The organism is Euryhalocaulis caribicus, from assembly GCF_000412185.1.
In the GTDB taxonomy this organism is placed as follows: domain Bacteria; phylum Pseudomonadota; class Alphaproteobacteria; order Caulobacterales; family Maricaulaceae; genus Euryhalocaulis; species Euryhalocaulis caribicus.
Window position 1 is genome coordinate 1 of sequence record NZ_ASJA01000006.1, and the last position, 12,943, is coordinate 12,943.

Sequence of the window (12,943 nt, forward strand, 5' to 3'; positions counted from 1 at the left end):
CGTTGGAGGCAGGCGCTTTGTTCTGAGAGCCGCCCCCTCACCCTTTCGGCTGACCAAATCTTCTAGATTTGGAGCCTCAAGCCCTCTCCCCCTCTCGGGGGCGAGGGGACTTCTTTTTTCTTTTTCAAATAGCTCCCGGAATTCGCGTTAGCGGATATCCGGGATCCAGTCTGCGCCGTCTCTGGACCCCGGATATTGGCTTCGCCAATTCCGGGGACTCCTAGTGGAGTTGATGCGCGGAAAGCTCCGCATGGCCTTGCCATCGGAGGGGCGGGTGATCCTCCGGGCGAGCCGGAGGGTGAGGGGGCGGCGCGTGTCGTGAGACGCAGGCCTATAGAATGGTTTTGTTTGTTCGCGACCTCACGAACACGCGCCGGGCGGCGTTTGACCTGCCTGACCGGGTGGGTTTGCGGCCGTTTTCCTCCGCAGTTCCCGGCGACAGGCTGGAGACCAATAGCGGAGGGTCAAGTCCGCGCCGGCTCCAGCGCCGCGTTCGATCCGTCCCATGCGACCTGAGCTCATGGCCCCTCGTGACGGCGAACAGGGAGGATTATGGGGGAGGTCGGCGCCCGGTCTGATATTTAATGATGAGCGCCCGCTTTTCTGGCCCTTCGAGACGCCGCGCCTTTAGCGCGGCTCCTCAGGGAAAGGGTGATATAAGCGTTTGAAAAAGTGGAAATTTTATTCCGGCCCTTAGCCTGAGGAGCCCAGAAGGGCGTCTCGAAGGCGGGGTCAGGAGCGCGGGTGTTCCCGAGGAAAAGCGGCGGAGTTTACCCGCCGCGCATGTCGTCCCAGCTGCGGGTGCGGGTGAGCATGGAGCGGATATAGTCGATATTCGCCGCGGCGGTGCCGGCGGGAACGTCGATCAGGGAGAGGTTGCGGGCCTCGTCGAACTTGCCTTGCAGGGCCAGGACCAGCGCCAGGTTCTGCCGCGCCTCGGCGGGCGGGTTTTCCTGCGCGGTGGCTTTGCGGAGGAGGCGCTCCGCCTCGGCCGGCTGGCCGGAGAGCGTATAGCTCATCGCATAATTGGAGAGGATGCGCGGATTCTCGGGCGAGAGCTGCAGCGCGCGGCGATAGGCGTCCTGCGCGGCCGGATAATCGCCCATCAGGTCATGGGCGATGCCCAGAACCGACCACGGGCGCCAGTCGCCGGGAGCGACGGCGGCGGCCTGTTTGAGGGGATCAATGGCGGCGGGGGCGCGGCCCTCTTCCAGCCGGGCCGAACCGAAGGCCAGCAGCAGCGGGGCGTGGCCGGGATAAAGGGTGAGAGCCTGTTCGGCCACGCTTGCGGCCTTTTCCGGATTGCCGATCTGGCGCAGGGCGCGGGAGAATTCCGTCGCCGCCTGCTTGTCGGCGGGATTGAGTTCGTATTCGCGGGTCCAGAAGGTGGCGCGCTCCAGCGGCGGGCGCTGCTCCATCGCCGCGCGGGCGGCGGGCGTGGCCGGCGCCGGGGCCTGTTGCGCCGCTGTGGTCTCCGGCATGGCCGAGGCTTTTTCGTCGCCGGAGGTGGTGGCGCAGGCGGCCAGCGCCATGCTGAGAGCGAGGATCGAAATACGAAGCATGAAACCGCGCCTTTCGTCGTGCGATCTGCAGAGTTCGGGGCGCAGTTTGCTGTAACCGGTTCAAGAATGCGTTAACAATGAAAGCGTCCGCGCAGGCGCCTATATGGCGGTTATCAAGCAATCCGAGAGGCCAATTCCCTTGTCCGACATCATCCTGACCGAAGCGCCCGCCCATGCCGTTCCAATCCATCCTATCCGCAAGGACGGTCTGGAAGACTGGCTGAACGCGCAACCGGCCCCGGCGGCGGCCTTTGCCCGCGCCGCGGGGTTCAAGGCGGGCGAGGGGGAGATCCTTCTGTTCCCGTCGCAGGACGGCGCGCTGGAGCGCGTGGCGCTGGGGCTGGGGGGAAGCGGCGATCCGCGGCTGTTCGGCGGCGCGGCGGCGGAGCTGCCGCCCGGAGATTACCGCGTCGAGGGCGCGGTGGACGGCGTAACGCCCGACGAGATCGCGCTTTTCTGGCTGCTGGGGACCTATCGCTTCACCCGCTACAAGAAGAGCGAGCGGAAAGACCCGCGGCTGGTTGCGCCGGAGGGCGCGGACCTGGACGAGGTGCGGCGGCTGCAGAAATCGACCTTCCTGGCGCGCGACCTTGTGAATACCCCGGCCGAGGATATGGGGCCGGACGCCCTGCAGGCGGAAGTGGAGCGCGTGGGCAAGGCGTTCGGCGCGCGGGTGACAACCATCGTGGGCGACGACCTGCTGACCGAGAATTTCCCGATGATCCATGCGGTCGGACGGGCGGCGTCCAAGGCCAAGGCGCCGCGCCTGATCGATTTGCAATGGGGCGATGAGAGCGCGCCGAAACTGACGCTGGTGGGCAAGGGGGTTTGCTTTGACACGGGCGGGCTGAACATCAAGCCGGCCTCGTCCTCCCGCCTGATGAAGAAGGATATGGGCGGGTCGGCCAATGCGCTGGCCACGGCGCGGCTGGTCATGGACGCCGGGCTGAACGTGCGGCTGCGCCTGCTGATACCGGCGGTGGAGAACAATATCGATGGCGGCGCCTATCGCCCCGGCGACGTTCTGACCAGCCGCAAGGGGCTGACGGTGGAGGTGGATAATACCGACGCGGAAGGCCGGCTGGTCCTTGGCGACGCGCTGGCGCTGGCGGCGGAGGAAAACCCGGACCTGATCATCGATTTCGCCACCCTGACGGGCGCGGCGCGCGTGGCGGTGGGGCCGCAACTGGCCCCTTACTATACCGATTTCCAGGACCTGTCGGACGCGCTGGAAAGCGCGGCGGGGGAGATGCGCGACCCGGTATGGCGAATGCCGCTGCACAAGCCCTATTTCGAGATGCTGGATAGCCCGATCGCGGACATGGTGAATTCCGCCTCCGGCGGGTTTGCCGGCTCGATCACCGCGGCGCTGTTTCTCAGCCGGTTTGCCGGCGACGGGCCGTGGATGCATTTCGATATCTATGCATGGAATCCCGACGCCCGTCCGGGCCGCCCGCCGGGCGGCGAGGCGCAGGGCCCGCGGGCGGTCTATCGCATGCTGAAGGCCCGTTATGGCTGAGGAATTCGACCCCCGCGTCACGCCGTTCCGCGCTGATCTTGCGGCGGCCTTCCTGAAAGGAAAGGTCGAGGCCGCGCGCTATGCGGAGCCTGTTCGCAAGGCCTGCCGGATCCCGGCCGCGCCCATCGTGAAAGCGCCGGACGGCGAGGCGGCGATGGATGACCAGCTTCTGTTCGGCGAACGGTTCGACGTCTATGAGGAAAAGGACGGCTGGGCCTGGGGGCAGGCGGCGGGCGACGCCTATGTCGGCTATGTCCGCAGCGGCCATCTTGGCGAGGCCGGGGCCGCGCCGGACCGGCGGATTACCGCCCTGCGCACCTATGCGTTCTCCCGTCCCGATATCAAGTCGCGCCCCGACAGGCTGTTGAGCCTGAATGCGAAAATCGCGGTCGCGGAAGAAGAAGGCCGGTTCGTGCGCGACGCGGAGGCGGGCTGGATCATTGCCGCGCATGCCGGGGCGCTGGACGAGACGGTCAGCGACCACGCCGCCGTGGCCGAGCAATTCCTGGGCGCGCCCTATCTGTGGGGCGGCAAGGAGAGCCTGGGGCTGGACTGTTCGGGGCTGGTGCAGATGAGTCTGGAAGCCGCGGGCGTGGCCGCGCCGCGCGATACGGACATGCAGGAAGTGGCGCTGGGCCGGGACGTGGAAACCGATGAGGCCCTGTCAGGGCTGAAGCGCGGCGATCTGGTGTTCTGGCCGGGCCATGTCGGGATCATGCTGGACGAGACACGTCTGATTCACGCCAACGCGCATCACATGATGACGGCGATTGAACCCCTGCGTGAGGCGGTGGACCGCATCGGCGCCAAGGGAACGCCGCTCGGCCGGATCAAGCGGGTCTGAGCAGCGCGGTTCTAAAGGGTGGTTGCGCTGCTACAGGACGAAATCCGCTTCGACCGGTTCATCGCCGAAGACAAGAAATTCCAGATCCGCATTATTGTCGCCGTCGATTTCGGCCTGAACGATATAACGCGCGCCCTGATCCACCACGCGCACCTGTCCTGCTCCCGAAAAGGAGCCAGTGATGAAGGTGAAGTCAAAATCACCCGGGATTGCGGGGAGGGCGTCGACGGCGGAGAGATCAATTGTATCCGCTCCCGTTTCGAATCCGGAAATAACGTCCCGCGCGCCGCCGAAACCGGATTCGCCTACAGAGTTATAGATGAAGGTGTCGGAACCGGCGCCGCCGAACATAAGGTCACGGCCGCCGCCGCCTTCCAGACTGTCGTTCCCGGCGCCGCCTTTCAGGCGATCATCCCCGCCTCCGGCAAAAATGGTGTCGGCCTCGCCGCCGCCATTCAAAAGATCGGAGCCCGTGCCGCCGGACAGCAGGTCGGCGCCCGCGCCGCCGAACACGAGGTCATCGCCCTGATTGCCGTAAAGGCGGTCGGCGTCCTCGCCGCCCGAAATCATGTCCGCGCCGATGCTGCCGGTGATCGTCTCGCTCCCGGCGTTGCCCAGCAGGCGATCATCGCCGGACTGGCCCTCCATTCCGTCGTCGCCTGCGCCGCCTTTCAACGTGTCATTTCCCGTTCCGCCTCGAAGAACGTCGGCGCCAGGGCCGCCTCTAAGGACGTCATCGCCGGCTTCGCCGTCGAGAGTGTCGCCGCCCGTATTGCCGAACAGGAAATCCGACCCGGCATCGCCGTATATCGTGTCGGCCCCGCTTCCGCCTCTGATTACATCGGCGCCTGTTGTTCCGTTAATGACCGCCATCCCAGCCCCTCATGCATCACTACAATCAGGGCGACCCTAGGTTGGGATTCGGACGTGAAGCAACCCGGCACGGTTGTTTTTTTGATGGCGTAACAAACGCTAGAGAAACAGGCGCTCTTTGAGGTTCGGGGTCTCCGCCAGGTTGCGGCGGCGGCGGTCCGTGAAATCGATTCGGGCCTGGCGGCGGCGGCGGCAGGGGCCGACATAGGTGTCGCTGACCACGAAGGGGCGCGGCTTGAACAGCGCGCTGACCACCTTGTCATAGACCGAGGCCGGGGAAACCGGCTTGGTGAGAATCTCCGTGGCGCCCGCATCGCGCAGCATCAGGACGCGCTTGCGGTCGGTGTGGGCGGTGCACATGACGACCGGCATGCGCTGATCGGCGCCGCGCATGTCGTGGCGGATGGTCTTGAGGAAGGCGTGGCCGTCCATCGGCTCCATCTGCCAGTCGGCGATGACCAGGTCGAAATCGAATTCCTTGATCATCGCCAGCGCGCGCTCGCCGTCCGGGGCCTTGTCGATTTGCGATACGCCGAAGGCCTTCAGCATGGCGGTCATCAGTTCGAGCATGAAGGCGCTGTCGTCGGCGAGCAGCACGGAGGCGGATTCCAGCCCCTTCTGAACGAGCTTCTCGTCTAGATCTTTCGAAGCGTTGGCCATCGGTTGTCCGCCCAGATTTCATAGTGCTACGCCGCACGGCTAGCGTTTCGCGCGGACGGGTTTCAAGGCCGGCCGCCAGTCAGAGCGAAACGACAAAACCCGGGCGGCGTCGCTTGTCCGTTGGCGCGCCGTACGACGCGGTTTCGTGAAAAGAACCCTGAGCAGTGGCGCGCGCGCGCAAAAAAAATCACGGCCCTCTCGACGAAGGCCGTGATCTTATGCGTTTCGCGTTTCCGAACGGTTACCGAAAAGCGCGGCTTATTCGGTTTCGTTGTCGCTGACGTCGTCGTCTTGCGTTTCGGCGGAGCCGGTTTCGGCTTCCGGCTCTTCGCCCTCGGCTTCGTCCTGAGCTTCTTCCGCATCGACCGGGGGATTGCCTTCCGAGGCGTCCGCTTCGGCATCGGCGCCGGCTTCTTCGCCGTCCGCGGCGGCGTCTTCAGACGCGGCTTCTTCGCCTTCTTCGGCCGTGGCTTCGCCTTCCGCGGCGGCCTCGCCCTCCGCCGTTTCACCTTCGGCGGCTTCTTCTTCTTCCGGGAGCGGCTCCGGGAATTCCGGGGCGTCCGGGCTGATGGAGGCCAGATAGGCGATCAGATTGACGCGGTCCTCATCGTCGCGGATGCCGGCGAACGACATGGCCGTGCCCTGAATGTAACCGCGCGGGTTTTGCAGATAGTCATTCAGGTTCTGATAGAGCCAGGGATTGTCGTAATCGGCCATGGCGCTGGAATAGTTGAATCCGCTGACCGAGCCGGCCTGACGACCCACCACGCCGTGCAGGTTCGGGCCCGTCAGCGCGCCGCCGCCGGCCTCGAACGTGTGGCAGGAGACGCATTTGCGGGATTGCGATTCGCCGGCGCTGAGATCGGCGTTGCGCAGCATGGCGCCCAGATCCAGAACTTCCTCTTCCGCAGCGCCGCCGGCGCCGAGGGTTTCGGGAACCTCGATCTTGTAGGCCGCTTCTTCCAGCTCATGCGGGTGATAGACCACGTGGCTGAGTTCTTTCAGGCCCAGAACAATCAGAAAGACGGCAAGAAGCGCGCCGGAGACTTTGGTGAACGTCATTCGCTTATCTCGAAACCCTATATCGCCTGAAATGCGGCGCCGGAATTTGAGCCGCGTGTTTGGCATGATGCGCATCGTTTCGCAACATGGCGGGGCTGCGCGAATGCGCCGCGCCCGCCCGGCGCTTGATAAGCGGCGCGGCGGCGCATAAGGCTCGACATAGTATGAAAACCGCGATTGTCATTCCCGCGCGCCTGGGCTCCACGCGCCTGCCGCGCAAGCCGCTGGCCGATATTGCCGGGCGGGCGATGATTCTGCGCGTGGCCGATGCGGCGAAGGCCGCCGATATCGGTCCGGTGCTGATCGCCGCGGGCGAGGAAGAGATTGCGGAGGCGGCGCGGGCAGCCGGTTATGAGGCCGTGCTGACCGATCCGGACCTGCCGTCAGGCACGGACCGGGTGCTGGCCGCGCTACAGGCCGCGGACCCGGACCGCGAATGCGAAGCGGTGATCAATCTGCAGGGCGATCTGCCCGATCTGGACCCGGCCGTGATCCGCGCCGCCCTGGAAGCGGTGACAGGCGCGGAGGGCGTGGATATCGGCACGCTGGCGACCGAGAACGCCGATGCCGCCAAGCGCGACGATCCCAATGCGGTGAAGGCGGTGCTGGCGCTGGAGGCCGGTGGACGGCGCGGGCGGGCGCTCTATTTCACGCGGGCCACGGCGCCGTGGGGCGAGGGCCCGATTTACAAGCATGTCGGGATATACGCCTTCCGCCGCGCGGCGCTGGAGCGTTTCTGCGCCCTGCCGCCCAGCCCGCTGGAAAAGCGCGAGCGGCTGGAACAATTGCGGGCGCTGGAGAACGGGATGCGGATCGATGCATTGCTTATCGATGACGCGCCTGATGGCGTGGACACGCCGGAAGACCTTGAACGACTGAGAGCGCGCCTGAGCGCCAAGGAGACCTAGAAGAATGATTTTGACGGCTGCCGCCCCCGAAGCGGCCGGGTTTTTCAACAATCCCGAACTGATCGATCTGGGCGTGGTCTGGGGACTGCGCGTTCTGTATGCGGCGGTGATTCTGATCGGCGGCCTGTGGGTCGCCGGATTCATCTCTGGCCAGATCAAGAAACAGGCCCTGAAATCGGACCGGTTCGACAAGACGCTGGCCAATTTCTTCGCCTCCATCGTGCGCTATGCGCTGATGGCGGTGGTGATTATCGCCGTGTTGCAGAAATTCGGCGTGCCGGTGACATCGCTCGTCGCCGTGCTGGGCGCGGCCACGCTGGCCATCGGTCTGGCGTTGCAGGGGACGCTGGGCAATGTCGCGGCGGGCGTGATGATCGTGATGATCCGGCCCTATCGCCTGGGCGACTTCGTGGAAATCGCGGACGCCAGCGGCACGGTTTCGGACATCAATCTGTTCTATACGGCGCTGGAAACCATCGGGAACGAGCATGTCTATGTGCCCAACGGGCAGGCCTGGAACGATGTGATCGTGAATTACTCGTCCAATGCGCGGCGCCGTACGACGCTGAATTTCGGCATCTCCTATGACGACGATATCGACCGCGCCATCGAGATCATGAAACAGACGGCGAGCGCGCACGAAAACGTGCTGGCCGATCCGGAGCCGTGGGTGGCGGTGAGCGGTCTGGGCGATTCTTCGGTGAATCTGGACCTGCGCGTCTGGGTGGAGCAGCCGAACTTCTTCCAGACCAATCGCGACCTGATCAAGCTGGTCAAGCAAGCGTTCGACCGCGAGGGCATCTCCATCCCGTATCCGCACCAGGTGGAGATCCAGAAGATCGTGGAAGTCCCGCAGGACGCCATTCCTCTGACCGTGAACGAGGACCGGGAAGAGGGCGGCAAGGCCTGATTTCCAGACCCGTTCAAACACACAAAAAGGGCCGCCCATGCCGGGCGGCCCTTTCTTTATCGGCTGCCAGCGGGCTATCAGGCCGCGCCGAGCTTTTCATTGTCTCCAACGCCGCGCGGCGGCTCGCCCGTCAGCTGCGCCTTGGCCCAGCCAAAAGCGGTGACCATCAGGCCGTTGGGGGCGTCCCAGTATTCCGCGTATTCGATGGAGATCTTGATGACGGCCAGATTGGGGTCGTCCTTGCCATCGGGGAACCAGGCGCGCGCGCCTTCGCTCCACAGATCGTCGATCAGCGTTCTGTCTTCGGTGACCGAGGCCTTGCCCGAGACCGAGACATATTCCTGATCGCCCTTGTCGGCGAAGGCGAGATTGACGTGGCGGTCGCGGCAAAGCTCCCGCACCTTGCCGGAATCGTCGCGCGTGAAGCAGTAGAGAAATTGCCCGTCGCCTTCGCGACGGCGCACCCACATCGGGCGGGACCGCAAGGAATGGCCGTCCTCGACCGTGGTGAGCATGGCGATCTGGATGTCCTCGATCAGCTCGAACAGTTTTTCGGTTTTTTCTTTATTGGTCTTGTCAGACATGTGTTTTCCCTTTCGTCAGCGAAACGCGACGCTGATTCAACGAAAGGGACGGGGCTTTGTTCAGGCCCCGGCGTCGTCATGCGCATCTGCGCGCACCGCTTCGATCTCTTCGCCGGTCAGCTTGCCGGCGATGGCGTTATCCAGCTTCGCGCGGATCGGGGCGTAGGCGGAGACGGCGTCGTCCTCGCCTTCTGAAATGCGGGACCGCTCCAGCCAGTAGGCGGACTTTTCCACGTCGCCGTCGACCAGAGCCAGCATCAGGGCATGATAGACTTGCCCTTCCGTATCGCCGCGTTCGGCGGCTTTCGCGTACCACTCGGCGGCGGCCGGCTTGTCGGCGGGAACGCCGACGCCTTCGTAAAGGGCGTGGCCGTAGAGCGTGGCGCCGGCGGGGTGGCCGTTTTCGGCCGCGCGCTTGAAATAGTCCGCGGCGCGGGCGTCGTCCTGTTCGCCCGTATCCTCTTCCGACAAGACCACGCCGGCGCGATAGGCGGCGTCTGCGCCGCCTTCCTCCGCCGCGGTTTCCAGCAGCAGCAGCGCCTTCTGACGGTCCGGCGGCCCGCCCAGGCCCTGCATGTACAGGCTGGCCAGATCAATGGCGGCTTCGGAACGGCCCGCGCCCAGCGCGCGGTCGAGATAGGAGCGGGCGTCAGCGGTGGTCAGGCCGTGTTCTTCCTCCAGCGCATAGGCGGCCAGCGCCATCAGGGCGTCGGGTTCGCCCTTCTTTGCGGCGGCGCGGTACCAGTTGATGGCTTTGACCTCGTCCCGGACGCCGCCGAGGCCGCGCTCATGCATGTAGCCGATCAGGGTCATCGCCTGCGCATTGCCCTCAGCCGCGGCGGCGGTGGCGGCGATCTGGGCGGTCTGGAAATCGTTCATGGCGTAGGCGGTCTGCGCCGCGTCGAACATTTCTTGCGGCGTGGACGCGCCTTCCAGCGCATCGGCGGCGTTGTCTTCCGTTTCCGTGGCGGGGGCTTCTTCCGCCTGGACTGCGTCTTCTTCGGGGGCGGATTCGCTTTCCTGCGCGAGGGCGGGCGCGGCGGCGAGCAGCATCAGGGATGCGATCAGGGATTTCATGCCGAGGCCTCTGTGATGGCGGCGTTCAATTCCGATATGGCGGCGGCCGGTCCTTTTTCGTGCGCCCAGACAAAGGAGGACACGGCGATGAAGTCCGCCCCCGCTTCTACGAGCGGGGCGCAATTTTCCGCCGTTATTCCGCCGATGGCGAGGCAGGGCAGGGTGAAGATCTCGCTCCACCAGTCGAGAATGTCCGGCTCCGCGCTGGTTGGCGCGTCCTTGGTCTGCGTCGGATAGAAAGCCCCGAACGCCACATAGTCCGCGCCGTCTTCGCCAGCTTCTATCGCAAGATGGCGGGAATTATGGCAGGTGGCGCCGATAATGGCCTTGTCGCCCATCACGCGGCGCGCCTCGTCCAGCGGGGCGTCGTCCTGCCCCACATGCACGCCGTCCGCGCCGATGGCTTTGGCCAGATCCGGCCGGTCATTGACGATGAAGGCGACATCGCGCGCCCGGCAGATGGGCAGCAGGGCCTTGCCCGCAGCGATCACGTCTTCGTCGGCGGCCTCTTTCAGGCGCAGCTGGAAAGCCGCCACGTCGCCCGCGTCCAGCGCCGCTGTCAGCAGCGGGGCGAAGTCCGAAGGCTGGATCGCGGGGGGCGAAATCAGATAGATGCGTGCCGTCACGCCGCGTGTCATATCCAAGAATTCGAGGGACTTCCAATGCCGATCGCCGCCGATGATGAAAAACAGATTCTGGAACTGGAAGCAGACTGGCTGAACGCCGAGCGTGAAGGCCGCCCGCAGGATGTCGCGCCGCTGCTGTCAGAGACCGTGGAATTCTGGGGGCCGGAAGGCGAACGCTTCACGGGCCGCGAGGCCGCGGTGGAGCACCTGGCCGCGACGCCGGGCCGGATCCTGGGCATCGACCTGTCGGAAAAACAGATTTGGGGCGGGCAGGACCTGGCCTGGAAGACGGCCCGTTTCATCACGGCGCTGGAGATTGACGGCAAGGCCGTGACCGTGCGCGGCCGCCACCTCTGGGTGCTGGGCCGCGAGGCCGAGGGCTGGCGCGTGCGCCTGCTCTGCTGGGAGCTGGACAGCGTGGAGGGCGGTTAGCCCGCCGCGCAGGTTTCGTCGATCAGGACGTGCTGGGCCAGCGCCGGTCCGCCTTCCATGGATTGGATGCGGCGGCGGCCATATTCGGCGGCGACCGCGTCTTCATAGGCGAAGCAGTACCAGGGGGCCTCGGCGTTGCCGGTATTGGTCAGGGCGTGATCCGTGCTGAGGTCCGGCAGGACAGTATGGAAGAAGAGGTGCTTGGTCTCGTGCTGTTCCAGCGCGGTGAAGGGCACCATCAGATAGGCGCCGGGCGCATGACGGTCCGGCTTCGCGGAGACGCGGTCATCGCGGTCGCCATCGGAGACGATGATGCAGGCGGAAAGCAGCGGGGCTACCAGAAGCAGAAGGGAAAATCGGCGCATGGGACGGGTTCCGGGCGGTTATTGAACCAGCCGAGAATAGAGAAACAGCGCCCACATGGCGATCAGGGCGAGGAAATTTATCGTGAATATCTGGCCGCGGAGCCGGACATTGCCCGTCAGCGTCTGCACCGCCGTGTGGGCGAGCCGCCCGGCGATGAACAGCCAGGCCAGCGCCAATTGGGCCGGGGTGACCGCATCCGTCGCGAACAGGATCGCCGCGAGCGCATAGAACAGGACCGGGGCTTCAAACTGGTTGGAGAGATTGCGCGAGACGCGCGCGGCGGACAGGGAGTCCCCGTCGCCGAACTGGAAGTCGTTATAGGCCGTCTCGCCCTTGCTGACCGCTATGGCGCGGGCGGCGGTCAGCCAGACATAAAGGAAAACGACCAGCGCGAGATGCGCCGCCACGGGCCATAAAATCAGCTCCGGGGCGACGCTCTCGAACATCTTGCTACCTGAAGTGGCGCGGCGAATTACGCCGCCCGTTCGAAGCCTTTTTCCCACTGACCCAGCGAGGCGAGGCCGTTCATCTTGGCGCGGTGGCGGAAGGCCGCCTGGCCGGCTTCGACATTGGAGCCGTTCCACGCCTTCAGCGGCGCGGCCTGAAGGGCGCGGCCATAGGAGAAGGTGAGCTTCCACGGCAGGCCGCCAATGCGGTTCATGGCGTCCAGATGCGCGGTCGCCTGTTCGTCCGACTGGCCGCCGGAGAGGAAGGCGATGCCCGGCACGGCGGCCGGGACGGTGCGCTTGAGCGTGTTGACCGTGCGTTCGGCGACTTCCGAGGCGCTGGCCTGATCGGCGCACTTGGCGCCGGGGACGACCATGTTCGGCTTCAGGACCGTGCCTTCCAGGAAGACGCGGGCCATGAACAGCTCCTCATACAGGCGGCGCAGGACGCGGCCCGTGACGGCGTGGCAACGCTCGATCGTGTGGTCGCCGTCCATCAGGACTTCCGGCTCCACGATCGGGACGATATTGGCTTCCTGGCAAAGCGCGGCGTAGCGGGCCAGGGCGTGGCAATTGGCCTGGATGACGGCCTGATGCGGGCGGGCGTCGGAATCGATCTCGATCACCGCGCGCCATTTGGCGAAACGCGCGCCCAGCTCGTAATACTCGTTCAGGCGGTCGCGCAGGCCGTCCAGGCCTTCGGTGATCTTTTCGCCCTTGAAGCCGGCCATGTCCTTGGCGCCCATGTCCACCTTGATGCCCGGCACGGCGCCGGTGGCGGAGATGACCTCGGCCAGCGGCGCGCCGTCCTTGGCTTTCTGGCGCAGCGTTTCGTCATACAGGATGACGCCGGAGATATACTCGCTCATCGCGTCGTCGGCGCGGAACAGCATCTCGCGCCAGTCGCGGCGGGATTCCTCGGTGGATTCCAGGTTGATGCCGTCGAAACGCTTCTTGATGGTGCCGGTGGATTCATCGGCGGCCAGGATGCCCTTGCCGGGCGTGACCATTTTCTTGGCGATATCCGCCAGTTGATCTTTATTCATCGCAACTACCTTCTTCCCCCAGATCTCT

The 12,943-nt window shown here is 65.3% G+C and carries 15 protein-coding genes; 5 read left to right on the forward strand and 10 right to left on the reverse strand.

The window, feature by feature from the left end:
- Window positions 1-770: 770 nt before the first annotated feature.
- Window positions 771-1,562, reverse strand: coding sequence for a tetratricopeptide repeat protein (locus tag L338_RS06390; RefSeq protein ID WP_022697539.1), 792 nt, complete (start codon window positions 1,560-1,562; stop codon window positions 771-773).
- A gap of 139 nt (window positions 1,563-1,701) precedes the next feature.
- Between L338_RS06390 and L338_RS06395 the strand changes: the two genes are divergently transcribed.
- Together L338_RS06395 and L338_RS18100 are read left to right on the forward strand one after the other, a co-directional pair.
- Window positions 1,702-3,081 (forward strand): leucyl aminopeptidase family protein, encoded by a 1,380-nt coding sequence (locus L338_RS06395; protein WP_027068334.1) that lies wholly within the window; start codon window positions 1,702-1,704, stop codon window positions 3,079-3,081.
- On the forward strand, window positions 3,074-3,925 hold the full coding sequence (locus tag L338_RS18100; protein ID WP_022697541.1) for a C40 family peptidase: 852 nt from the start codon (window positions 3,074-3,076) through the stop codon (window positions 3,923-3,925). The genes L338_RS06395 and L338_RS18100 overlap by 8 nt, the downstream gene beginning before the upstream one ends.
- Before the next feature lie 30 nt (window positions 3,926-3,955).
- On the opposite strand, the gene L338_RS06405 is transcribed toward L338_RS18100, so the two are convergent.
- The 3 genes from L338_RS06405 to L338_RS16440 form a co-directional block, all read right to left on the reverse strand.
- Window positions 3,956-4,798 (reverse strand): calcium-binding protein, encoded by an 843-nt coding sequence (locus L338_RS06405; RefSeq protein ID WP_022697542.1) that lies wholly within the window; start codon window positions 4,796-4,798, stop codon window positions 3,956-3,958.
- A 99-nt stretch (window positions 4,799-4,897) separates the two neighbouring features.
- On the reverse strand, window positions 4,898-5,458 hold the full coding sequence (locus L338_RS06410) for a response regulator (RefSeq protein WP_022697543.1): 561 nt from the start codon (window positions 5,456-5,458) through the stop codon (window positions 4,898-4,900).
- A 258-nt stretch (window positions 5,459-5,716) separates the two neighbouring features.
- A complete protein-coding gene (locus tag L338_RS16440) occupies window positions 5,717-6,520 on the reverse strand; it encodes a c-type cytochrome (RefSeq protein WP_022697544.1) in 804 nt (267 codons plus the stop codon).
- 164 nt (window positions 6,521-6,684) lie between these two features.
- Between L338_RS16440 and L338_RS06425 the strand changes: the two genes are divergently transcribed.
- Complete coding sequence (locus tag L338_RS06425) at window positions 6,685-7,428, forward strand: 3-deoxy-manno-octulosonate cytidylyltransferase (protein WP_022697545.1); 744 nt, start codon at window positions 6,685-6,687, stop codon at window positions 7,426-7,428.
- Window positions 7,429-7,432: 4 nt separating this feature from the next.
- Window positions 7,433-8,338 carry a mechanosensitive ion channel family protein gene (locus tag L338_RS06430; RefSeq protein WP_022697546.1) on the forward strand — a complete coding sequence of 302 codons (906 nt, stop codon included), beginning with the start codon at window positions 7,433-7,435 and terminating at the stop codon, window positions 8,336-8,338.
- Window positions 8,339-8,415: 77 nt separating this feature from the next.
- Here L338_RS06430 and L338_RS06435 read toward each other — a convergent pair whose 3' ends face one another.
- From L338_RS06435 to thiE, 3 genes are read right to left on the reverse strand one after another with little or no spacing between them, the layout of a single operon-like run.
- Window positions 8,416-8,922, reverse strand: a complete 507-nt coding sequence (locus L338_RS06435; protein ID WP_022697547.1) for a pyridoxamine 5'-phosphate oxidase family protein — start codon at window positions 8,920-8,922, stop codon at window positions 8,416-8,418.
- A gap of 60 nt (window positions 8,923-8,982) precedes the next feature.
- Window positions 8,983-9,999 (reverse strand): tetratricopeptide repeat protein, encoded by a 1,017-nt coding sequence (locus tag L338_RS06440; RefSeq protein ID WP_022697548.1) that lies wholly within the window; start codon window positions 9,997-9,999, stop codon window positions 8,983-8,985.
- Window positions 9,996-10,637, reverse strand: coding sequence for a thiamine phosphate synthase (thiE, locus tag L338_RS06445; protein ID WP_033310733.1), 642 nt, complete (start codon window positions 10,635-10,637; stop codon window positions 9,996-9,998). Before thiE ends, L338_RS06440 begins: the two co-directional genes overlap by 4 nt.
- A gap of 24 nt (window positions 10,638-10,661) precedes the next feature.
- On the opposite strand from thiE, the gene L338_RS06450 reads away from it, so the two are divergent.
- Window positions 10,662-11,057, forward strand: a complete 396-nt coding sequence (locus L338_RS06450) for a YybH family protein (RefSeq protein WP_033310735.1) — start codon at window positions 10,662-10,664, stop codon at window positions 11,055-11,057.
- On the opposite strand, the gene L338_RS06455 is transcribed toward L338_RS06450, so the two are convergent.
- From L338_RS06455 to L338_RS06465, 3 genes are read right to left on the reverse strand one after another with little or no spacing between them, the layout of a single operon-like run.
- Window positions 11,054-11,422 (reverse strand): hypothetical protein, encoded by a 369-nt coding sequence (locus tag L338_RS06455; protein ID WP_022697551.1) that lies wholly within the window; start codon window positions 11,420-11,422, stop codon window positions 11,054-11,056. The genes L338_RS06450 and L338_RS06455 overlap by 4 nt on opposite strands.
- A gap of 18 nt (window positions 11,423-11,440) precedes the next feature.
- Complete coding sequence (locus tag L338_RS06460) at window positions 11,441-11,869, reverse strand: MAPEG family protein (protein ID WP_022697552.1); 429 nt, start codon at window positions 11,867-11,869, stop codon at window positions 11,441-11,443.
- Window positions 11,870-11,895: 26 nt separating this feature from the next.
- The gene (locus L338_RS06465) at window positions 11,896-12,915 is read right to left on the reverse strand and encodes a class I fructose-bisphosphate aldolase (RefSeq protein ID WP_022697553.1); all 1,020 of its coding nucleotides are present in this window, start codon (window positions 12,913-12,915) and stop codon (window positions 11,896-11,898) included.
- Window positions 12,916-12,943: the final 28 nt, after the last annotated feature.

Bases quoted from the DNA above. Each gene is read 5' to 3' on its own strand.
- L338_RS06460 (WP_022697552.1), bottom strand. From the start codon at position 11,869: ATGTTCGAGAGCGTCGCCCCGGAGCTGATTTTATGGCCCGTGGCGGCG.
- L338_RS06425 (WP_022697545.1), top strand. From the start codon at position 6,685: ATGAAAACCGCGATTGTCATTCCCGCGCGCCTGGGCTCCACGCGCCTG.
- L338_RS16440 (WP_022697544.1), bottom strand. From the start codon at position 6,520: ATGACGTTCACCAAAGTCTCCGGCGCGCTTCTTGCCGTCTTTCTGATT.
- L338_RS06405 (WP_022697542.1), bottom strand. From the start codon at position 4,798: ATGGCGGTCATTAACGGAACAACAGGCGCCGATGTAATCAGAGGCGGA.
- L338_RS06450 (WP_033310735.1), top strand. From the start codon at position 10,662: ATGCCGATCGCCGCCGATGATGAAAAACAGATTCTGGAACTGGAAGCA.
- L338_RS06435 (WP_022697547.1), bottom strand. From the start codon at position 8,922: ATGTCTGACAAGACCAATAAAGAAAAAACCGAAAAACTGTTCGAGCTG.
- L338_RS06465 (WP_022697553.1), bottom strand. From the start codon at position 12,915: ATGAATAAAGATCAACTGGCGGATATCGCCAAGAAAATGGTCACGCCC.
- thiE (WP_033310733.1), bottom strand. From the start codon at position 10,637: ATGACACGCGGCGTGACGGCACGCATCTATCTGATTTCGCCCCCCGCG.
- L338_RS06455 (WP_022697551.1), bottom strand. From the start codon at position 11,422: ATGCGCCGATTTTCCCTTCTGCTTCTGGTAGCCCCGCTGCTTTCCGCC.
- L338_RS06390 (WP_022697539.1), bottom strand. From the start codon at position 1,562: ATGCTTCGTATTTCGATCCTCGCTCTCAGCATGGCGCTGGCCGCCTGC.
- L338_RS06410 (WP_022697543.1), bottom strand. From the start codon at position 5,458: ATGGCCAACGCTTCGAAAGATCTAGACGAGAAGCTCGTTCAGAAGGGG.
- L338_RS18100 (WP_022697541.1), top strand. From the start codon at position 3,074: ATGGCTGAGGAATTCGACCCCCGCGTCACGCCGTTCCGCGCTGATCTT.
- L338_RS06440 (WP_022697548.1), bottom strand. From the start codon at position 9,999: ATGAAATCCCTGATCGCATCCCTGATGCTGCTCGCCGCCGCGCCCGCC.
- L338_RS06430 (WP_022697546.1), top strand. From the start codon at position 7,433: ATGATTTTGACGGCTGCCGCCCCCGAAGCGGCCGGGTTTTTCAACAAT.